At 37.8% G+C, this 21,766-nt stretch carries 15 protein-coding genes; 10 read left to right on the top strand and 5 right to left on the bottom strand.

Annotated elements, in window-relative coordinates; genetic code table 11:
* Nucleotides 1–30 precede the first annotated feature (30 nt).
* The 4 genes from BM141_RS01250 to BM141_RS01235 form a co-directional block, all read right to left on the bottom strand.
* On the bottom strand, nt 31–2,610 hold the full coding sequence (locus tag BM141_RS01250; protein ID WP_091538660.1) for a SpoIIE family protein phosphatase: 2,580 nt from the start codon (nt 2,608–2,610) through the stop codon (nt 31–33).
* 158 nt (nt 2,611–2,768) lie between these two features.
* On the bottom strand, nt 2,769–3,368 hold the full coding sequence (locus tag BM141_RS01245) for a DUF4494 domain-containing protein (RefSeq protein WP_091538657.1): 600 nt from the start codon (nt 3,366–3,368) through the stop codon (nt 2,769–2,771).
* A 63-nt stretch (nt 3,369–3,431) separates the two neighbouring features.
* The gene (gene serS / locus BM141_RS01240; RefSeq protein WP_091538654.1) at nt 3,432–4,715 is read right to left on the bottom strand and encodes a serine--tRNA ligase; all 1,284 of its coding nucleotides are present in this window, start codon (nt 4,713–4,715) and stop codon (nt 3,432–3,434) included.
* Between the two features lie 126 nt (nt 4,716–4,841).
* Complete coding sequence (locus tag BM141_RS01235) at nt 4,842–5,492, bottom strand: class I SAM-dependent methyltransferase (protein ID WP_091538651.1); 651 nt, start codon at nt 5,490–5,492, stop codon at nt 4,842–4,844.
* A 98-nt stretch (nt 5,493–5,590) separates the two neighbouring features.
* Here BM141_RS01235 and BM141_RS01230 point away from each other — a divergent pair, with 98 nt between their 5' ends.
* The 10 genes from BM141_RS01230 (at nt 5,591) to BM141_RS01185 (ending at nt 20,814) form a co-directional block, all read left to right on the top strand.
* Nucleotides 5,591–6,943, top strand: a complete 1,353-nt coding sequence (locus BM141_RS01230) for an alkaline phosphatase D family protein (RefSeq protein WP_091538648.1) — start codon at nt 5,591–5,593, stop codon at nt 6,941–6,943.
* 19 nt (nt 6,944–6,962) lie between these two features.
* The gene (locus tag BM141_RS01225) at nt 6,963–7,889 is read left to right on the top strand and encodes a PhzF family phenazine biosynthesis protein (RefSeq protein WP_091538645.1); all 927 of its coding nucleotides are present in this window, start codon (nt 6,963–6,965) and stop codon (nt 7,887–7,889) included.
* Nucleotides 7,890–8,003: 114 nt separating this feature from the next.
* Nucleotides 8,004–9,659 (top strand): S41 family peptidase, encoded by a 1,656-nt coding sequence (locus BM141_RS01220; protein WP_091538642.1) that lies wholly within the window; start codon nt 8,004–8,006, stop codon nt 9,657–9,659.
* Nucleotides 9,660–9,838: 179 nt separating this feature from the next.
* Complete coding sequence (locus tag BM141_RS01215; RefSeq protein WP_091538639.1) at nt 9,839–10,381, top strand: TlpA family protein disulfide reductase; 543 nt, start codon at nt 9,839–9,841, stop codon at nt 10,379–10,381.
* A 108-nt stretch (nt 10,382–10,489) separates the two neighbouring features.
* Nucleotides 10,490–11,356 (top strand): YicC/YloC family endoribonuclease, encoded by an 867-nt coding sequence (locus BM141_RS01210; protein ID WP_245763955.1) that lies wholly within the window; start codon nt 10,490–10,492, stop codon nt 11,354–11,356.
* A gap of 97 nt (nt 11,357–11,453) precedes the next feature.
* Entirely contained in the window at nt 11,454–13,691 is a 2,238-nt protein-coding gene (locus tag BM141_RS01205; protein WP_091538633.1) for a hypothetical protein, read from the top strand.
* Nucleotides 13,692–13,774: 83 nt separating this feature from the next.
* Complete coding sequence (locus BM141_RS01200; RefSeq protein ID WP_091538629.1) at nt 13,775–16,711, top strand: Eco57I restriction-modification methylase domain-containing protein; 2,937 nt, start codon at nt 13,775–13,777, stop codon at nt 16,709–16,711.
* Nucleotides 16,712–16,804: 93 nt separating this feature from the next.
* A complete protein-coding gene (locus BM141_RS01195; RefSeq protein ID WP_317039420.1) occupies nt 16,805–17,884 on the top strand; it encodes an LptF/LptG family permease in 1,080 nt (359 codons plus the stop codon).
* 87 nt (nt 17,885–17,971) lie between these two features.
* Nucleotides 17,972–20,224 carry a TonB-dependent receptor gene (locus BM141_RS01190; RefSeq protein WP_091538625.1) on the top strand — a complete coding sequence of 751 codons (2,253 nt, stop codon included), beginning with the start codon at nt 17,972–17,974 and terminating at the stop codon, nt 20,222–20,224.
* 11 nt (nt 20,225–20,235) lie between these two features.
* A complete protein-coding gene (locus BM141_RS01185; protein WP_091538621.1) occupies nt 20,236–20,814 on the top strand; it encodes a phosphonate degradation HD-domain oxygenase in 579 nt (192 codons plus the stop codon).
* Here BM141_RS01185 and BM141_RS01180 read toward each other — a convergent pair.
* Nucleotides 20,795–21,763 (bottom strand): GSCFA domain-containing protein, encoded by a 969-nt coding sequence (locus BM141_RS01180; protein WP_091538618.1) that lies wholly within the window; start codon nt 21,761–21,763, stop codon nt 20,795–20,797. The genes BM141_RS01185 and BM141_RS01180 overlap by 20 nt on opposite strands.
* Nucleotides 21,764–21,766 lie beyond the last annotated feature (3 nt).

The raw sequence follows: 21,766 nt of genomic DNA, 5'->3' as shown, positions 1-21,766 counted from the left end.
CAAACTTTAGAAAATTGGGATTTTAGCACCTCACACCCTAATCCCAATAATAGTCATATCATCTCTCTGCTCTGCCTCTTGCTGGTGATGTGCTAACTCCCTGCGCAGTATTTCTTTTTGGCTCGCCAAAGGTTCAGAGGCGTGTTGTAAAAGCAGGTTTTCAAAGCGTTTAGTGCTAAAGCTACCCTTGTCTATGCCATTCTGGTCTGGAAAACCATCAGTAAATAGATAAATAAGGCTATTTTTGTTCAGTATCAATTCGTGATTATTAAAAACCCTGTATTCTTCTTTTTGCAAACCGCCTATGGATTTCCTGTCCCCCCTAATATGCTTAATTTCTGTATGAGGATACGGGATACAGACCAAAGGACGCTTTGCTCCAGCAAAAGTTACTTTGGTCTGCTCGTCAGAGATAGATTCTATCACACAAATAGCCGCATCCATGCCATCATCATTGGCATTGCCACTTTCTGCACTTTGGTTCAAGGCTTTACGAATATTGGCGTGCAGTAATCCTAAAATTTGGGCAGGGTCAGTAATTTTGTTCTGATTGACTATCTCATTGAGCAAGGTATGCCCTATCATACTCATAAATGCGCCGGGTACACCATGCCCTGTACAGTCCACAGCCGCCACTATATTTTTATTATAAACTGTTGAAAACCAATAAAAATCTCCTGAAACAATGTCTTTGGGACGGAAAAAAATAAAACTCTCTTTGAATACGCTTTCCAGTTTTTCCTTACTTGGCAGAAGCGCTTGTTGGATAGTCTTGCCGTAGCGTAGGCTGTCGGTAATGTGCTTATTTTTGTTTTCAATGATTTGGTAGGCATTGGCATTGGCAAGGGCAACCGAAGTATAGGAAGCTAAGGCTTTGAGTAGATTCAAATCTCTTTTGGAGTAGGCATTGGCTTTTTTGCTTTGCACAGTAATTATGCCTGTAACCTTGTTATTGGCAGACAAAGGCAGAAATAACTGGGACTTAATCTCTTTTTCTTCATCTGAGAGGACTAATTCTCTCCCACTTTTGAGACATTTAGCAAGGAACTGATTTTCTTGCCTTTGTAGATTGATACCATGCTCAGCAAGTTCAGTTCCATTTTCTACATGATAAATAAAATTTACTCTTTCTATCGTAGGATTATATACGCCCACTGCAAAAATATCTGTGCTTACCAGTCCACTGAAACACTCATGTACCAAATGTACCACAGAATCAATGTCTAAGGTAGCGGTAATTTTCTGACCAATTTCACTCAGCAAGCTAATATTCCTATAAGAGGTTTCTAACTCATCTTTCTGCTTGACGATGTTATTGTGCTGTTGGGAAATTTGCTCTTTTTGGAAATAAATTTCTATGTTTTTCCTATGCAATAACTTATTGTTCTTGCGAGCATTGTAAAAGCTAATCCCTACAAACACCAAAGCAGACATCAGCACCAGAGAAATAATAGTCAAAAACTGTCTTTGCTGTTCCTCTAACTGCTCGTCAAGCGTGCCAGCCTTTCCCTCAATAGTTTCTAACTTTTCCCTGCGTTGTACGTCCTCGAGCATATCTTGGAGAAGCATAGTTGTATGCTTTACGTCAGGGTGATTCTTATTTTTCATGGTGGTAATCAGCTTTTTACCTTCTTCAAGATAGGCTTTGGCTTTGGAGTACTCTGCCGCTTCGTAGAGTGTCTGAGCAGCTTTGATGCAAGTATTTGCCGCCCCGAGTGGGTTATTGTCCTCTTGGAAAAGGTTAATGGCAGAGGTGTAATCTTTGTAAAAACTCCCACTTTTGCCTCTTTTGAGTTCAAAATCTGCTTTAATCAGGTAAAGATTTGCTTTTAGTTCGTGGTCAAGAGTTTTATCTATTTCTTCTTTGAGGAAATTGGTCGCTTCTTCGTAGATGAGATTAGAATAACCTTTTTGTTCTTTTAAATATTTGTAAAAATTAGCTAACTTTTTATAAATGGCTATTTTCTCTTCCTCTTTCTCAAAGTTTTTTATGCTTTCTTGCAAAAAACTTATGCTTTTCTCCTTTTCTCCTTTTTCTAAGTACAAGACTGCAATTTCATAGTGGGCTTGTGCTATCAAATCTATATCTTTGATGCGTCTGAAAGTGAGAAAATCTTGATATTTCTTGATAGCATTGTCGTATTTTTCAGGAGCGGGATTAGTGGCAAGGCTAATCTGTGCCATTTTTTTAGTAATATCAAACACAGCTTCTTGGTTATCAGCTCTTAGGTAAGGCGTTGTTGCTTCTACAAAATATCTAATCGCCTCTACGTGCCTCTCTGTGCTTAGCAGACGCGTTCCCAAAGTATCACATACTACCCCAAAATCATTATTGATAGCTTGCCAATTGACATCATCGGCATTGCGGTACTTAGCGATATTGGCATCTTGGAAGGCAAGTTTAAACTCAAGGTAAGCCTTTTCGTAGTTCTTAATACTTAAACTTTGGTAAGCCCCGTCTATGAGTTCTGTAAAGCTACGATGGCTTGAAGGGCTATTCATTGCCGCACCACTCACAAAACCTCTTTCATTTTGTGCTATAAGAGGAGCATAAAGAGTACAACAAAAAAGTATAGTTATTCCACTAATAACTACTTTACTAACGTTCATTTTCTAAGGGGTAAATTGATAATATATTCGTAAATAGACCTTTGTAATCTATTTATTTTAATTTAATAAGGTATATTTCTTGCAAGATAAAAATAATCTTTTGAAAAATTCATATTAAAATACAAATTTTTATCAATAAAACCCAATAAAATAAAAGGTTAGGCTTCGGTGCTGTCTTCTATAATCTCTCCTGTTTCATCATCTATGATTTCCTCCTCTTCTACGATTTCTTCCTCTATTTCTGCTTCCAATTCCGCTTTCTCATAGTCAGCTTCGGTAGCTCCTGCGATTTGCTTGATAGGCTTCAAGTTGGTATTTTCTAATAATTCCTCTCCTGATACATAAGGAATTACCTCCAAAATAGGGCTGAGATTGATGTCTGTAATTTCAAAAGGAATTACCCAAGTGCTAAGTTGCGCTTGCAAACGGTCATAAGCCTCTCTTGGGTTAGGGGCGGCTATGAGCATATATTTGCTGACCCGTTTTTCTTTGCCACTATGCTCATCTACATCTAAATAGGAAATTTTGCACTTGTACCATGTTTCGCAATCTTCGTAGTTGAAAACATCTATGTAGTTGGTCTTGCTTACTCGCGTAATAATGAAGTCTTTAATCGCGCTGCTTAAACTGCGGTAAAGGCGAGTTTCGGCATCTGTAAAAGACACTGCATCAACCAAATACTGCTCACTTACGTTTTTAGCCTTATCGTTTTCTAATATTTTAATATATTGGATAGTGCAAAGAAACCAAGTTGTCATATTTTTTACAATTTTAAATAACAAAATTATAAATTATTATTGAAATAAAAAATTATTTTTGCATTAATTAATTATATCAAATCCTGTATAAGCATGAATAATTTTAGGAAGTTTGATGCCTTCGTTTGTTTGATTATTTTCTAACAAAGCCGCCAAGATGCGCGGCAGCGCCAAAGCACTCCCATTCAAGGTATGAAGCAGTTGAGTTTTGCCGTTTTCGTCTTTATATCTTAGTTTCAGGCGATTGGCTTGGAAGGTTTCAAAGTTGCTTACAGAACTTACCTCTAACCAGCGTTGCTGTGCAGCAGAATACACCTCAAAATCGTGGCAGAGCGCAGCATTAAAGCTAATATCGCCTCCACAAAGACGCAAAATACGATAAGGCAGCTCTAACTTGTCCAAAATACCAGCTACATAGTCGCACATTGCTTGGTGAGTCTTATAAGAATCTTCGGGCTTAGTAATCTGCACAATCTCCACTTTGTCAAACTGATGCAAGCGATTTAAGCCTCTGACATGCGCCCCCCAAGAACCCGCCTCTCTCCTAAAACAAGGCGTAAAGCCCACATTTTTGATGGGCAGGTCTTCATCTTTGACAATGACATCGCGATAAAGATTGGTAATAGGGACTTCGGCAGTAGGAATGAGATATAAACCGTCTGCATTGATAAAATACATCTGTCCCTCTTTATCAGGGAGTTGTCCTGTGCCATAGCCTGAGTCTTCGTTCACTACGATAGGAGGTTGAATTTCTGTATAACCTGCTTTGATAGCCTCATCTAAGAAAAAATTGACCAAGGCACGTTGTAATCTTGCTCCTTTGCCTTTGTAAACAGGAAAACCTGCCCCTGAAATTTTTACCCCTAAGTCAAAATCTATAATGTCATATTTTTTTATCAAATCCCAATGAGGTAAAGGATTTCCCTCTAAAACAGGTAGATTTTGAGCATTTTGTGAGAGAAAAACTACTTCATTGTCCTCTGCACCTGCTCCTTCGGGTACGGTCTCGTGAGGCAGGTTCGGAATTTGATAGAGCATCTGTGTTAGCTTTGCCTCGTAATCGTTGAGCAGTTCTGTCAATTCTTTTTCTTTGGCTTTTAGTAGAGAAGTTTCTGCTTTCATTGCCTCAGCTTCTTCCTTTTTACCTGCTTTCATCAGCCCCCCTATTTCCTTTGAAATTGAGTTTGACCTTGCCAGTACACCATCTCTCTCTGTTTGTGTTTCTCGTCGCTTGTTGTCTAAGGCAAGCAAGTCATCTATGATTTGCTCAGGATTTTTCACTCTTTTTTTATGTAATCCTTTAATAGTCAGTTCTTTATTTTCACGAATAAATGAAAGCTGTAACATATATCATTAGGTAAGTTTTGTCAAAAAATATGTAAAGTCTGCAAAGTTAGTATCTAATTTTATGAATGAAAATAAGTTGGTAAAAAACAAGCACGGAAAAGAAAAAGAAGCGTAATCCTACCTTAGCTACTTTCTAAAAATATAAATAGCTCGTTTTAAGTTAGTAGTGGTGGCATAGTCAAGACGTTCTACCCCTGCAAAACCTGCTTGCGCCGCATAGTCCAAAAGTTCCTCATAGCGAGGCATATAGGCTTCTATTGTCCCCCATTCTGTTTCTACTTTGATGATTTGATGGTCTTCATGCTTACCTAAGTGCTTGACCTCTATGGGAATTTCTATGACTAATACTCCCTTGTCCGTCAAATTGGCATAAATGCGTTTTACATTTTGTATCTGCTCTATTTTAGAATATTCTAAAAAACCAGACCAAAGCCAAAGCACCACATCTACTTTTTCTGGGAATGGATAGTACTTGAAATCAGCTTCTATGAGTGTTATTTTCCTGTTAAATTTTTCATTATCAAATTGACTCCTAAGGTGGTTCATCAATTCTGAAACTCGCTCAAAAGCAACTATTTGACCTTGAAAGCCTTTCTCTAAGAGAGCCTCTATCACCCTCCCATAACCTGCGCCTAACTCTACTAAGATTTTTGCTGATTGTATATAAGGATATATAAAATCAATGTCTATTTTTGTATCTAAACCCATCAGTCGTGCAAACTCCTTGAACTTATCGAGGTTTATCTTTTTGTAAAAGTCTATGTTTTTATCATTCATAATTAATTTATTATATATCTGGTTTATTAATTTTGGTAACAAGAAGCCTGCAAACAAAAAACAAGAATCTAAATTTTCAACAACAAAATTATATTAAAATGAAACAAAATTATTATTTCAAACTAAGCATTCTCTTTGTTTTTAGTATTTTTCTGTCCAATCCGCTAATTTTTGCACAAAAAAACCTCTTGCAATCAGGTCCTATGGTAGGATATTCCGCCATGCGAGAGGTATTGCTTTGGGTACAAACCAGCGAGCCTGCTACGGTATATTTTGAGTACTGGGAAAAAAGTCAGCCTCAAAAGCGAAACCAATCAGAAAGTTATGTTACCAAAAAGGTAGATGCCTTTGTTGCAAAAATAGTCATAGATAATTTAGAGCCAAGTACAAAATACGAATATGAGTTATTTATTAACGGAAAAAAAGCCATTAGAAATTATCCTTTAGCTTTCCAAACCCAAGAACTGTGGAATTGGCGAAAAGAGCCTCCTGATTTTAAGTTTGCTTTTGGAAGTTGTGCCTATATCAACGAGGATAAATACGACAGACCCGGTACGCCTTATGGAGGAAGCTATGAGATTTTTACTTCTATTTATGAAAAAAAGCCCGATTTTATGCTTTGGGGAGGAGATAATATTTATTTGAGGGAGGTGGATTATGACTCCCGCTCTGGAATTTTACACAGAAATACTCATGCTCGTTCGTTGCCAGAGCTTCAGCCTTTGCTTGGGTCTGTGCATCACTACGCTATTTGGGACGACCACGATTTCGGACCTAATGATGCCGATAGAGGTTATGCTTTCAAAGACCTTACTACTGAGGCTTTTAGACTCTTTTGGGGCAATCCAAACTATGGAGTAGGTACGGACGGCAAAGGTATTTGCGGAACTTTTTACTGGGCAGATGTGCAGTTTTTCCTCTTAGACAATCGCTATTTTCGCACTCCCAATGACAATCACGTAAGCAAAAGAGAAGTCCTTGGAGAACAACAAATCAACTGGCTCATAGATGCTTTGACGTACAGCCAAGCTACTTTCAAGTTTGTAGTCATCGGCGGACAGGTAATCAATCCTGCCCAAGTTTTTGAAAATTATGCTACCTACCCTGAGGAACGCGAAAAATTACTTTCCTTGATTCGCCAATCTGGGGTAAAAGGAGTATTTTTTCTCTCTGGCGACCGTCATCATACCGAATTGAGCATGCTCAAAGAAAACGACAAAGTCTATCCTTTGTATGATTTAACTGTTTCCCCGCTTACTTCTGGTACAGCCAATCCAAGAGAAAACAATACTAACCGCGTGGAAAATACTTTGATAAGAGAAAGAAATTTTGCCACTTTACAAGTTACAGGAGAAAGGAAAAATCGCAAACTCACTATTACTATTTTTGATACCAAGGGCAAAGAACTTTGGAAAAAAGAAATCTTAGCCCAAGATTTAGCTAACAACTAACATCTAACAATAAGCAAGAATGAAAAAAATACCCTTTTACATCGTAGATGTCTTTGCAGAAAAAAAATATCAAGGCAACCAGTTGGCTGTGTTTTTCAATGCAGAAACACTCTCCCAGCAAGAAATGCAGACCATTACTAAGGAAATCAATTTCCAAGAAAGTACCTTTGTCTTAGGCAATACCCCAACGGATAAAGGCTTCAAGGTCAAGATTTTTACTCCAGAATATGAAATGCCTTTTGCAGGACACCCGACTATTGGCACGGCTACGGTCATCAAAGAAATCTTATTGGGAGGCAAGGCAGAAAAGTTGGATTTAGACCTCCAAGTAGGCACTATTCCTGTGGAGTTCGTTCCCCAGACAGACCAATCGGAAATTGCTTGGCTCACTGCCAAATCTCCCGCTTTCAGTGGGAATTATGATAAGGAAGCCTTAGCCCAACTGCTCGGCATAGCTCCAAATGATATAGAAGAAAACTATCCTGTGGAAGTCGTTTCCACAGGTATAGGTTTCATGATAGTCCCACTAAAAAGCTTGCAAGCTGTCAAGCAAGTAAAAGTGAATTTAGAAGGTTATGAAAATTTCTTACTTAAAAATCAACTACACAAAGACAATAGCCCCATAGGCGTACATACTATGCTTTTTATTTTTTCAAGAGAAACGTATTTCTCAGAAAATCAAATCAATGCGAGAATGCTGCTCCCTGAAAACGGTATGGTCAGGGAAGATGCCGCTACAGGCAGTGCTAATGCCTGTTTATTAGCTTATCTACTGAAAAACAATTTTTTACAAAGCAAAGACTTAGCTATTTCTGTAGAGCAGGGCTATGAAATCGCAAGACCTTCCAAACTATATCTGAAAGGCAAATTGGACGAACAGGGAACTTATCTCCTCAAAGTAGGTGGAAAAATACAGTGGATAGCCAATGGAGAATGGACGGTATAGCAAAATAAACTGTCTTATTTTTGATATATAACAATAAAAAAGTTATTTTAGCTTAACCAAAATGATTATAAAATCGTTTACCTTTCTACAATTAAAAGTTTTGTGATGACTAACATGAGCAATAATCATAATAATTTCTACGTCAGATTGCCTATCATTCTGGCGATTGCAATATGTGCAGGAATTTTCGTAGGTGCAAAAATGTTTGGCGATGGAAAAACGTCCAAAGGCGATATTAATGCTAACATAAGCAGACTTAGAGAAGTGCTTACTCATATTAATAACGAATACGTAGATAGTACTGATCTAAATGCACTTACCGACCATGCTATACAACAAATGTTACAAAAATTAGACCCTCACACCTCCTACATTCCTGCCAAAGATATGGAATATCTGGGAACACAGTTAGACGGTGATTTTGAAGGTATTGGAGTAAGTTTCCAGATTTTCCACGATACCTTGCACATAGAAACAGTCATTGGGGGCGGTCCTTCCGAGCAGGCAGGACTTCGCTCAGGGGATAAAATTATTAAAGTCAATGATGAAAACATTGCAGGGGTAGGGCTGACTAATCGTGGAGTTTTTGACAGACTCAGAGGGAAAAAAGGCACAAAAGTCAAAATCACAGTCCTGCGCAAGGGAGAAGCCAACCCCCTTGTTTTCAACATTACCAGAGCCAAAATTCCCCAACACAGCATAGATGTCGCTTACATGCTTGATAGCAAGACAGGGTACATCAAAATTTCTCGCTTTGGGGCTACTGCCTACGATGAGTTCAAGACTGCTTTAGAAAAACTGCTCAAACAAGGTATGAAGCAAGTAATGATAGACTTGCGCGACAATGGAGGCGGATACATGGACAGGGCTGTAAATATCGTAGATGAATTAGTGGGGGGAGAAAAACTCATCGTCTATACTGACGGCAAATTGGACAAGTATGATGAAAAATACAAAACTAAGAGTAGAGGGATATTCGAGCAAGGGGCTGTAGTGTTATTGATAGACGAAGAGAGCGCATCTGCCTCAGAAATTGTAGCAGGAGCATTACAAGACAATGACAGAGCTTTAATCGTAGGCAGACGTTCTTTTGGAAAAGGTCTGGTACAGCGACCTATTTCTCTTTCTGATGGCTCAGAGCTAAGAATCACTATTTCAAGATATTACACCCCAAGTGGTCGTTCTATCCAAAAGCCTTACGTCATGGGACATCGCGAGGAGTACTACGCAGAAGAAGAGAAAAGATACAGCAATGGGGAACTTTTCTACGCCGATAGCAACAGAATAGACCGCAATCAGCAGTACAAAACTTCTAAGGGAAGAACAGTCTATGGCGGTGGAGGCATCATGCCTGATTATTTCGTTGCGGTGGATACCAGCCATATCAGTGACTTCTTGACTGTTCAGACCATCGGCACTGTGCATGAAATCATCAGAGAGTTTGCTTTGGACTATGCCAACGAACACAAAAATAAATTGCTAAGCATGGGTATCAGAAACTATGTGAGAGATTTCCAAGTCAGCGATGACATGCTTAAAAAATTTATTAAGATGTGTGAAAAGCAAAGCATTAAGTATCACGAAAAAGGCTTTGAAAAATCTAAAAAATACATCAAAAATAATATCAAAGCTTTTATAGGGAGAATGGTATGGGATAGCGAAGCGGCTTTTGCTGTTTGGAATCAGGAAGATGCGATTGTACAAAAGGCAATGACACTTTTTGATGAAGCAACAAGGTTAGAGAGCAAGCCCTTAGTCAAAGGCAAGTAAAAACTAATTGGCGTTTTTATTGACAAATAAATTTTTTTTTATACATTTGTTTTTGTTTTGTGAAAAAAAAACACCTAACTACCTGATTTTGAAAGGCAAAATCTATTTTGACTCATTAAATTTTCTTAACTAACTTTGGTCTATTTTTCTCGTTTAACTGTATAAACTTTCATAGATGTATGAGAAAAAATCTTATTAAAATTGTCGCACTTGCTTTAGTGGCAGTGTGCTTTGCTTTAGTGAGTATGAGTTCCTACTCTGAAATTAGTAAGAGTAATCCTATAGAGTCAAGCGCAAAAATAGTTTATATCAATCCTAAAAGGGCAGATGGCACGGATAAATCTTTCTCTGAGGTCATCAGTGAGTTCAAGGGCAAGGTAGTCTATGTAGATTTCTGGGCAACTTGGTGTGGACCTTGCAGGGCGCAGTTTCCTCACTCTAAAAAATTACATGAAAAACTCAAAGACCAACCTGTTGCTTTTCTGTATATAGTGGTAAAAGATTCTGAGGAAAGATGGAAAGAAGGCATAGAAAACTTTGAACTGGAGGGTTATCATTGGTATCCCACTGAAAGTCAAGAGCAAATCATGCGAAATCAATTTCAGATTGAAGGTATCCCAAGATACTTGCTCATAGACAAAAATGGGAAAATCGTCAATCCAGATGCCAGCAGACCTGGTTCCAGCAAAACTTACGAAGATATTATGAAACTATTACAATAATCAATTTTTTTATCTTTACTAACCCGCAAGGTTTTCCAATAACCTTGCGGGTTTTGTTTAATTTTTTATCCAAAATACAACTTCAAAAACTTTTTCATGCTAAAATCTATGACAGGATTCGGCTCTGTCAATATTGACAACGAATCCATGAATTTGCTTATAGAAATCAAATCCCTGAACTCTAAGGGCTTAGACATATCCTCAAAAGTGAGCCATGCCCTTTCTGAAAAAGAAGTAGAACTACGCAACCACCTCGGAAAAGTCTTAGAACGTGGCAAAATCAATCTTTTAGTGATTTACACCAATAAAAAAAATACCGCAGAAAGAGCCGTAGTAAACAAGGATTTAGTAGGACAATATTACAAAGATTTGAAAGCTACTGCCCAAGCAGTAGGCGCAGACGAGCAAGACCTATTCCGCTTAGCAATGATGATGCCCGATGCTTATACGGTTTCTCCCGTTGCAGCGGTTAGCGAAGAGGAATGGCAAATAATATATGAGGCTTTTTTAGTAGCTTTAAAAAAATGTGATAATTTTCGCTGTATAGAAGGAGAAGTGATGCTTCAAATGATGAAAGACTGTACAAACAAAATTACCAAGCTACTAACAGAAATAGAAAAGTTTGACCCGCAAAGATTGATTACTATTCGCGAAAAACTCCACCAACAAGTCAAAGATTTTATCAGCAGTGAACATTTTGATGCTAACCGTTTTGAGCAAGAACTCATTTACTATGTAGAGCGATTAGACATCAACGAGGAGAAGGTTCGCCTTAAAAGCCACCTCAACTATTTTTTAGAAACCCTTAACGAACCTATCTCTAACGGAAAAAAACTCAATTTCATTACCCAAGAAATGGGTAGAGAAATTAATACCATTGGTTCAAAAGCCAATGACGCACAGATTCAACACTTAGTAGTACAGATGAAAGATGAGTTAGAAAAAATGAAAGAACAGTTGAACAATGTGGTGTAATTTTTTGTAAATTTATGCTTCAATAAAAGTAAGGTAATTTTTTTATCTTTTGAAAGTAAAATACTAAACACCAAACACTTAACTACTAAAAACTAACATGAACCTGTTACAACATATCAACGCAGAAGAAATAGACCGCTTACTAAGCAGTAAAACCTTTAAAGACAAAGACTTACCTCTGCCTCTTTTGAAAAAAGCTTCTTTGGATACTCCACTTTCTTTCGGTGAAAACGGAATACTGCCTATCAAAGCACTAAGCAATTTCCAAGTCCGACTTTTTGACCTTGCCGATAATAAAACGATACAGCCCAGCGATGCTAATGTGCGGAACTTATTAGCTCCCAAGCAAGGAGAGGCATGGTTAGCGTATTCCTCAGAAAGTCATTTAGACATTGATAATCCCAAACTAATCAGCCAGTTAGGAATTAATTTTGACGTGGATAAAAAAATAATTTTCAATTCTTATAAAGTCCACACTGACAGCCAAACCCTTCCCCAAGCGATTTTCCAAGACCTAAAAGACTTTGTGGTGATTTTTTCTAAAAGTCAAGTACTAAATAACTTGCAAATCAATGAGGCAGTTTCTATGCAAGTAGCGGGAAAGTTCAAAACTTCTGCTACTGTCAGATGGGCTGATATTTTTGCAGGAAGTTTGAACCAATTAGGGAAACTTTTGGGTAGCAACGAAAGCATCAAAGTCCAGTTAGGAGCAAAAGCAGAAGCAGATTTTAGCATAGAAGTCAAAGACGATTTTAACTTAGTAATATGTAAAATCGCTGATAATCAATACAAAATTAGCTTGACAAAAGCGGTAGCCCAAAATATTTCAGCAAAAGCCGACTTAAATATAGGAGTAAGTTTGCAAAATTCTGCCCAAGTGATGCGAATGCTTGCCCCTATGATAGAAGGGATTTTTGACTTGCCCGAGAATAAACTCAAAGAAATTGGGGAAAAAATCAAAGCTGACCAATGGCTTGATGAAGCTGAACGTCAGGCAGTTGGTGTGATTATCAAGCGATTGGGACTGTCGCAAGGCATGGACATCAAGCAGATTCCTCAAAAAATAGAGGAAACAGAAAAAAGCGTGTTGGAACTGGTCAAAAATATCGCGCAAACTAAGGTGCAATTAGGCTTTTCTTTTGAATACCAAAGACTAAAAAGTGAAGATGCTTTTTTACAAGCCGTAGTGAGCCAGTCTATTTTAGAACAAAACCACCAAAATATTTTATTCTTCAAAATCAATGATTTGCTAAGTAATTTGATAGACAAAGAAGGTGCTAAAATAGAAAAATATCTGCATGAAACTCGTTACCAAAAAAGAGTAGCTTGGGGGTTAGGCTTGGATTTTGGGCGTTGGGGAGCATTGGCAGGTAAGGATAACAAAAGTGTAGAATGGTCTATACGACAAAATGCTCAGTTAAAGCAACAAGTTTCATTTGTAGGCACGCGTATCTACAAGGCTACGGAATGGAAAAACAAAGTGAATTGGGGTGTAAGTTTTACTGCACAAATGCCTAATTTTTCTTTTGAAAATATTGCTAAAGCCCATGAATTTCAGTACGGCTTGCAAGTGATTTGGGAGCAGACTGAGAACGAAACAGACAAAGAAGAACTGTTACAAATCATAGACTTGGCAGTGCTTTGGGGGATAATAACCGAAGAGGAGTTTGACAAATACGCACTTGAGCTTGAAAATACTTTGGGCAACACCAAAAATATTTCTTATGTTTTCCAAATCCAAGTGCCTAATGAGGCATTTGTCATGCTTTTACCTGTACTTTCAAGAAAAATTAATACCTTGATAGGCAAGGCGTTAGGAGCAGGAATGAACTTTTTGAATTATTTTGATGCACGTAAGGTGGCAGAAAAGCGAGCGGAACTATACGCTCCCCTTTGGGCAACTTATCTCTCTAAATATGAGGAAAATATCAACTGGGCAAGTTTGGCTCAAACACACCTAAAAAGTCAGCACAAAGACTTGGCAAATTACGAAGGCTCTTATCAGAGAAACAGCGTAGGGGGATACAACTACTTTCAAGGGTTGATTCAGTTGAATCCTAATACAGCTACCCAAGTGGAGAGTTTTGTGGCAGGGGCTAATCTTTTGGCAAAAGGCATAGGGAGCGAACTCCCTTACGAGGAGGTAATTCAAAAGAGTTTTGAGCAGATGCAAGCATTTTGGACGCAATCGCACCATATCCGCTCTTTCGGATATTACCTTTTGGATATTGCCAAAAATCCTAATATTGATGTATTCCATCAGATTAGTCGCACCTTAACTATTCATTATCAGGCAAATAATAGCTTGCAAACTATACAAATAGCCAAGAAGTAAATTGTCCACAATGCTTTATTTCTATTTTGAGGGAGTTAAAGCAAGATTTTTAGTTTTGGTTTTGAGATAAAATTTGATTATTTTTGAATTTTTCCTTTGCCGAGGAGGAAGCAAACACAGTACAAAGTAAAACAATGATTCAACAAACACCTCAAATCCAAGAAAGCACCCTCTACCCTGAAATAATCCAATACCTTCGCAATGAGGGTTTTGATGCGATTGGAGAAACGAAATTCAAAGATATAAATACAAGACCAGATATTTTGTTTGAATACGAAGGGCAAAAATTTGTAGTAGAGGTCAAACTTGATGATGAAAAAGTATTACCAAGTGCCTCCGTACAAGCATATAGGTATGCTCAAAAATTGGGAACAAATAATTTTATTGTCTTTGTTTTTCCCAAGAAACTCAAACAAGAAAGCCTGTTTGGTAGCACTCCTTTTAGTGATGTTGTATTGAAAACCCAGATTTATGCCTATGTAGCTACTGAAAAATGGTCTGAAAATATACCTAAAACTACCCTTATCAATTTCATCAAACAGCTCAAAGAAAAATTTATACAAGAAAAGCCAAGTATTGACTTCAAATCAACTGTAAACCGTATTAATGACTACGTAACTGACTTTAATAGTGCGGTTTACCGTTTTAATCAAGAAAGCCTCACAGAAGAAATAGTAAGCAAACTGGATTTGTTTTCCTCTATTGGCGACTTCAAAGATAAGGAAACTGCTCAAAAACAGGTGCTTAACCTTGCTTCTTTTTTACTTTTTAATCAAATTTTGTTTTACCATATTTTTCATAGAAAAACAGAAAATAGAGTTCCAGAAATTGTAGAAATCAAGCACGTCAAAGACATTCAAAAGTATTTTGATGAAATACAACTCATTGATTACAAGTCTATTTATAAGGTCAATATCTTAGGACATATCCCTAACGAACTTTTTTTTATTCAAAAACTCAATGATTTGATTTTGGGTATCAAGTCTTTGCGCGCAGAGTACATCACCCACGATTTGGCGGGTCGCTTTTTTCACGAACTCATACCGCATGAGGTTCGCAAAGTCTTAGCCGCATTTTATACTCACCCCAACGCCGCAGACCTTTTGGCTGGTTTGCTTATTGAGAGTTATGAAGATACCTTGATTGACCCTGCTTGCGGTTCTGGAACGCTACTGGTCGCCGCTTACAAACGCAAGCAGTGGCTTTACGAAAAAATGTTAGGCTATGCTAACCAAGCTCAAATGCACAAGGATTTCATAGAAAATGACATTACAGGTATTGACATCATGCCTTTTGCGGCGCATATCAGCACGATAAACCTCACTATGCAAAACATCGAGCAAGTTACCAATGTAGTGCGCTTTGCTACGCGTGATTCTTTGGAGTTGGCAAGTCCACTGAATCGAGAGAGAGTAACTGACTTTGGCATAGACATAGAAGGCTACAACGAAACCATACAAGGCACAATTTTCAAAATTTATGAAAGCAAAAAAGTAAAAAAAGGGGCTATCAATCCCGAAGGAGAGAGTGCAGGTTTTACTCTCAACTTGTCTGATGTGGTGATTATGAACCCACCCTATTCTGACAGAGAGAAAATGCCTAAATCCATGCAAGAAAAGCTAAACCAAAATACAACACTTAACAAGCATTGCGGTAACTTGGTCAATTTGTGGGGCTATTTCTTGGTTTTGGGTGATTTATTGGTCAAAGAAAATGGTTTAGTGGGTTCGGTTATCCCTATCAATTTTGCCAGAGGGCAGGCAAGCGAAAAAATCAGAGAATTTATTTTTAAAAACCATACAGTCAGGTACATAGTAAAGCCCGTAGGTGATTTGGCTTTCAGCGAAGGGGCGGCATTTAGGGATATTTTGCTCATCACAGAAAAGAAAAAGCCAGAGGCAGAGGACACTTGCAAAATCGTGTATTTCAAGAAAAGCATCAGAAGTTTCAAAAATGAGGAGATGCCCAAACTCTACAACCAAATCCGCAAGGCGGAAAACGAAAGCAATGAAACTTTTGACATTTTTACTGTAACACAAGAGCAACTCCAAGAAAAACATACTAACTTGATGTATTTCCTTTGGGCAAGCACACTGAAAAGCTACCAAACTATTAATGAGTTTTATAAGAAGCTGAATAAAAGTAAGTTAATGAATTTTCCTAAAAATTTTGTACGAGATTGTTATACTTCTGCGGGTTATGGAGGTTTAATGGACGCAACCTTTATTACAAATCCAATAAACGAAAAAAGCAGAATAGAAAGAGCATTTATGATTTTGGAAAGTGAAAAAGAAAATTATTTAAACATCAGATTGGGTAAAACAGATTTGCGCTATAGAGTGCCTAAAAAAGTAGTAAAAAAAGCATTGAGAACGATTACAGGTGTTAAAACTTTTGAAATCAAGGAACAGCATGATTACTGGATTTCTGATAAATTTCCTGATTTTGAGCAAATTAAAAAACTATCGCCCAAACTAAAAGATAAGCAAGATTTTGATTGGGAATTGGCACAGAAGAAAGCAAAAAATAAGTTTGTGAATTTAGCTGTTGCAATGAAAATTAATATTTATTCTCCCAATACATCTTTTTTAGCAATTTATTCAGAAAATGATTTTTTACAAGCAGATGTATTTAAAATAGTACCCAATATTTCAAATAAACAAGCCAAAATCCTATGTTTGAACTTTAATAGTATTTTACATTTGATACAAGTTATCGTGAATAAAAGCCAAGCAACAGGAATGTATGCACATATTAAAGAAACTGACCTTCTCAACTTCCAACTCCTTGATTATGAAAAACTCACAGACAAAGAAAAGGAAAAGTTATTAGCAGTCTTTGACAAGTGGAGTAGCGTAGAGTTTCCAAGCATAGTAGAGCAAATAGAAAAGCGTTTTGAGGGCAGGGTAGCCATGGACAGGGCTATCTTGGAAGTGCTGGGCTACAAAAAAGGCGAAATCAGCGAAATCCTACCTGAACTGTACGATACGGTTTTGAGGGAGTTAAAGCAAGATTTTTAGTATGTTTGCTTTGATTTAGCTTTTGCCTTATATTTGAACCGCTGCTCGAGCAGCTATTCTCCTAAGTTGGACTACTTAACCCAAATAACAAGAATGATAAAACTCATTGACAAATACATACTTAAAAAGTTTTTTTCTACTTTCTTTTTTGTTACTTTGATAATTTTGGCGGTTATCAATGTGATTGATTTTGGAGAAAAAACTGATGACTTTATCAGTAAAAAAATCCCTTTTGACCTCATTTTGATTGACTATTATCTCAATTTTACCCTGCATATCAACAATATGCTCAGCCCCATATTGGTTTTTATTGCTGTAGTTTTTATTACCTCTCGCATGGCAGCCCGCACAGAAATAGTAGCTATTCTGGCTTCAGGCGTGAGTTTTATGCGTCTGCTCGTTCCCTATGTAGTAGGGGCAGTCATTTTAGCGATTGCTACTTTTTTCCTCAATGCTTGGATTATCCCCAAAGCCAATAAGATACGTGTAGCTTTTGAAGGCAAGTACATCAGAGGGCAATACTACTTTGACCAAAGAGATATTCACATGAAAGTAGCCCCAGAAACTTTTATCTATATGCAAAGCTATAACAATATCTCAAAAGTAGGCTATCTTTTTACCATAGAAAAGTTACGAGGGAACAGGTTAGAAGCTAAGTTAGTGGCAGATCGCATTACCTATGATACTACTAAAAACACGTGGAAAGTCGATTATTATAAACTGCATACTTTTGACGGCGAGCAGGAAAAAATAGAAAGCGGCAATGCCTTAGATACTGCCTTAAACCTCAGCCCCAATGATTTTGAAAGCACTCACGAACTCCAAACGGCTCTTACCTTGCCCGAACTCAAAGAATACATCAACAAACAGCTTTCTCGCGGGAATACGAATGTGGGTATCTTTGCAGTGGAGATGTACGAAAAATATACTTATCCCTTTGCCATCATCATTCTGACCATTATGGGCGTAATTGTCTCAGCCCGAAAATCTCGGCAAGGGACAGGTTGGCAAATCGCTTTGGGCTTTTTTCTGGCTTTTGTCTTTATTACTTTGGTGCGTATGTGCAAAAGCATGGGGCAGGCAGGAAGTTTAGAACCCTTGACCGCCGCTTTGATACCTCCGCTACTTTTTGCTGGCATTGCTGTCCTGCTTTACAAAACTGTACCAAGATAAAGTTCATTAAAACTTAAACTTCTCTTCCTATCTAATTCTTTTATTTTCTCTTTATTTGCTTTTATGACTGATGTAATCTAAACTGACATGAAGCAAATTTTTTTACTTATTCTCTTTTTCTGCTCCTTTGTTTTTTGTCTGCAAGGGCAAAATCTCTTACTTAGAGGTCGGGTTTACGATAGCCAAACCCAAACAAACATTGAAAGAGCCAATATTATTATTCTGCAAACTTCTTTGGGCGTATCCAGCGACAAAGAGGGGAGTTTTAGTATTCAACTACCTAACTTTCAAAAAATTACTCTGCAAATTTCTTGTGTAGGATACGAAACCTTGCAAAAGGAGATTCAAGTGAATGAGCAGTCAGAGATATTAGCAATCCCCATGCGAGCTGCTACATTTTCTTTGCACAAAGAGGTCATTGTCAGTGCCAATCGCTACGAGCAGAATGAGTTTGAAACTAATGCTATTACTTCAGTAGTGTCTGCTACCCAACTTTTTCAAAATACCCTACGTTCTACGCCTGAGATTTTGATGGGAACTACGGGGGTATTTGTGCAAAAGACTAATCACGGTGGAGGTTCGCCCTTCGTCAGAGGTCTGACAGGGCAACAGACTTTGCTTATGATTGACGGCATACGCTTAAACAATGCTACTTTTCGCTCAGGTCCCAATCAGTATTTCAACACGATAGACCCGCTAAGTCTGGAGCGGATAGAAGTAATCAGAGGGGCTGGCTCAGTGCAATACGGTAGCGATGCTATTGGCGGTTTGGTGCAGGTGTTTACCAAAAATCCTACTTTTTCTGACAAACTCACTATCAATGGAAATCTGTATGGCAAAATGATGAGTAGCGGCATGGAACAGAGCGGAAGAGGCGAAATAGAACTCTCCAGCAAAAATATAGCCGTGCAAACGGGACTTTCTTATCGCAATTTTGGAGATATTTTAGCAGGAGGAGGCAAGGGTAAACTGACTCCTACAGGCTACAACGAACTCACTTTCAATACCAAAGCCCGCTTTCGCCTATCAAACAACTACTTACTTACACTGAACTATCAGTATGTAGAGCAAAATCAAGTTCCTTTGTACCACAGAGTAGTTTTAGAAAATTACCTATTTTCTTACTTTGACCCACAAGACAGACAACTTTTCTACGCCAGATTAGCAGGGTTTTATCAAAGCAGACTTTTCCAAAAAGTAGAACTTACTTACAGCTATCATTTCTCGCATGAGGGCAGGTATAACCGAAGAAATCAAAGTCAAACTCTTGTTTATGAGGAAGATAAAACTCGTACACAAGCCTTAATTTTCCAAATACACTCTGCCCCCACCCACTTTTGGGAAATTCAGTCTGGGGCAGAATATTACTTTGACAAAGTCGGTAGCATGCGTTTGGAGTTCAATCCACAGACCCTTAGCCCAACTTATAAAAGAGGCTTGTATCCTGACAAGTCCACTATGGACAATTTGGCGTTTTTTACTTTGCACCAGTTCAGATTCAGCAAATTCAATATTTCTTCTGGTTTGCGTTATAATTTCATTCGCTTGAGTATTCCTGAGCAAACTATTGGCAAAGCTGTTATCTCTCCCAGTGCATTGGTAGGCGATATTTCTTTGGCATACCGATTCCATAAAAATCACAAATTGATTGCTTCTGCTAATACTGCCTTTCGCAGTCCTAACGTAGATGACTTAGGTACTTTGGGCATTGTAGATTTTCGCTATGAACTGCCAACCAATAACTTACAGCCTGAAAAATCACTAAATACACAAATAGCTTGGAAAGCTAATGCAGGCAGATTTTCAAGTAGCTTTGCTGTTTTTCAAAATCAATTGAGCAATTTGATAAATCGAGTAAGACAAGGCAGAGATTCTATACAAGGCTACCAAGTGTACCGCAAGGAAAATGTAGCTGAGGCAGTTATCAGAGGAACAGAAGCAGAATTTGCCTATCAGATTTCCTCTAAATTTACAATTTTAGGCAACATAACTTATCTTTATGGGCAAAATAAAACTAATAATGAGCCTGTACGTAGGATACCTCCCTTGAATGGAAAACTCAGCCTTTTTTACTCACAAAAGCAATTCTATGCTAACTTAGAATATCTTTTTGCAGGAAAGCAAGACCGATTAGCGCAAGGGGACAAAGATGATAACCGAATAGGCAAAGAAGGAACGCCAAGTTGGAAGGTGGTCAATCTCCACTTAGGTTATACTTACAAAAATATCCGCTTTGTAGGAGGTTTAGGCAACATTTTTAATGTGTTGTATCGCATTCATGGCTCTGGCGTAGATGGCTATGGTAGGCATTTTTGGCTAACAACAAGGTTACAGTTTTAATACATAACATTATGCAAGAAAAAATCCAACAAACTATTCATGAGGTATTTATACTTTTTGATAAATATGGCAAAGAGGACTATATCGGAGAGCCTATCTCCCAAATAGAACACGCCTGCCAATCAGCACAATTAGCGGAAGAAGAAGGGTTTGATGAAGAAGTTATCTTAGCCGCTTTTTTTCATGATATTGGGCATCTATGCGCCAAAGAAGGCATTTTTGAGAGCATGGACGGCTATGGAGTAAAAAGACACGAACAAATCGGGGCAGATTTTCTCAGAAGTAAAGGTTTTTCAGAAAAAACTGCTCGTTTAGTGGAAAATCACGTGCAGGCAAAACGTTACTTGACTTTCAAGTATCCTACTTATTATCAGGCACTTTCAGAGGCAAGCAAAAAGACTCTGGAGTTTCAAGGCGGAAAAATGACAGAAATGGAAGCCACTAATTTTGAGAACGACACGCTTTTTTCACTTTCTATCCAGATGCGAACTTGGGACGAGAAAGCAAAGGAAATCGGGGTAGCCTTGCCTGAACTAAACAAATATAAACAAATGGCTATCAAGCATTTATCTAAATCATTTGCTCTTTGACCAGATGAATCTCCTCGCTTACTTCTACTTCTGTAATCGCTTCTAACTGTTGGAGAAGATGCCTTAAAAACTGCTGGTGAGCAGAAGTATGTGGATAGAAAGGCTTGTGTTGCAAGGATTTGTAAATTTTTTCCCATTTTTTTAAGAACATCAAAGCAGGAGTATCTAAATACATCTCAACAAACTTATGGAAAATATAGTTGATTGCTTGTGAATTAGGGTGTAACATGTCAGCTTCATAGAAACGATAATCTCGCAAATCGTCTATCATCAATTCGTAAGCAGGAAAATAACTCACATTTTCAAATTCTTCTGCTATTTGGTAGCAAGCAAAGCGAAGGACTGATTTGCTTACTGAATTGAGAGGGATAGTATCTTTGATATGTCTTACAGGACTGACTGTCAATATGATATGTAGATTTTGGGGTAGTATTTCATATAGTTTTTCAAATTCCTTGACCATATTTTCGGGAGAAAGCAGTCGCTTTTCAAAAAGCGAAGATGGCATTTTATGGCAGTTAGCAACGATTTTCTCTTTCCCTTTGAGTTCATACACGAAAGCCGTTCCCAGCGTAAGGATTAAAAAAGTAGTAGTATTTGAAAAGGAAAAAAAATGATTTACTTGTTTGAACTTTTCCAAGATTTGTTTTTCTAAGTCCTCTTTTCTTAGTGCTGAGATTCCCGAGTGAAAATCATAGTGATACCAAATTTCTTCTCTTTGCAGAAAAAAATCATTAAGATTTGATTTGCCTAAAATACTACTTTCTAACAAATTGAAAATAGAAATAGGATTATAGATGACCCCGAAAGGGTTAGGCAGAACAGAAAACTTGTTTTCTTGTAGCAGTTTACCTATATTATCTGAAAAGCAAGAACCTAAAAGCAAAATAGGATTTTGCAAAGAAATTTGGGTTTTAGCAGGAAAAACTTGCAGTTCAGTGCGAAACATGAA

Source organism: Thermoflexibacter ruber, from assembly GCF_900113045.1.
GTDB lineage: Bacteria > Bacteroidota > Bacteroidia > Cytophagales > Thermoflexibacteraceae > Thermoflexibacter > Thermoflexibacter ruber.
This window is presented reverse-complemented; position numbering and strand designations above follow the sequence as displayed.

What these genes read in the sequence shown, in the direction of transcription:
- BM141_RS01250 (WP_091538660.1), bottom strand. Translation starts at nt 2,610, where the DNA reads ATGAACGTTAGTAAAGTAGTTATTAGTGGAATAACTATACTTTTTTGT.
- BM141_RS01245 (WP_091538657.1), bottom strand. Translation starts at nt 3,368, where the DNA reads ATGACAACTTGGTTTCTTTGCACTATCCAATATATTAAAATATTAGAA.
- serS (WP_091538654.1), bottom strand. Translation starts at nt 4,715, where the DNA reads ATGTTACAGCTTTCATTTATTCGTGAAAATAAAGAACTGACTATTAAA.
- BM141_RS01235 (WP_091538651.1), bottom strand. Translation starts at nt 5,492, where the DNA reads ATGAATGATAAAAACATAGACTTTTACAAAAAGATAAACCTCGATAAG.
- BM141_RS01230 (WP_091538648.1), top strand. Translation starts at nt 5,591, where the DNA reads ATGAAACAAAATTATTATTTCAAACTAAGCATTCTCTTTGTTTTTAGT.
- BM141_RS01225 (WP_091538645.1), top strand. Translation starts at nt 6,963, where the DNA reads ATGAAAAAAATACCCTTTTACATCGTAGATGTCTTTGCAGAAAAAAAA.
- BM141_RS01220 (WP_091538642.1), top strand. Translation starts at nt 8,004, where the DNA reads ATGAGCAATAATCATAATAATTTCTACGTCAGATTGCCTATCATTCTG.
- BM141_RS01215 (WP_091538639.1), top strand. Translation starts at nt 9,839, where the DNA reads ATGAGAAAAAATCTTATTAAAATTGTCGCACTTGCTTTAGTGGCAGTG.
- BM141_RS01210 (WP_245763955.1), top strand. Translation starts at nt 10,490, where the DNA reads ATGACAGGATTCGGCTCTGTCAATATTGACAACGAATCCATGAATTTG.
- BM141_RS01205 (WP_091538633.1), top strand. Translation starts at nt 11,454, where the DNA reads ATGAACCTGTTACAACATATCAACGCAGAAGAAATAGACCGCTTACTA.
- BM141_RS01195 (WP_317039420.1), top strand. Translation starts at nt 16,805, where the DNA reads ATGATAAAACTCATTGACAAATACATACTTAAAAAGTTTTTTTCTACT.
- BM141_RS01190 (WP_091538625.1), top strand. Translation starts at nt 17,972, where the DNA reads ATGAAGCAAATTTTTTTACTTATTCTCTTTTTCTGCTCCTTTGTTTTT.
- BM141_RS01185 (WP_091538621.1), top strand. Translation starts at nt 20,236, where the DNA reads ATGCAAGAAAAAATCCAACAAACTATTCATGAGGTATTTATACTTTTT.
- BM141_RS01180 (WP_091538618.1), bottom strand. Translation starts at nt 21,763, where the DNA reads ATGTTTCGCACTGAACTGCAAGTTTTTCCTGCTAAAACCCAAATTTCT.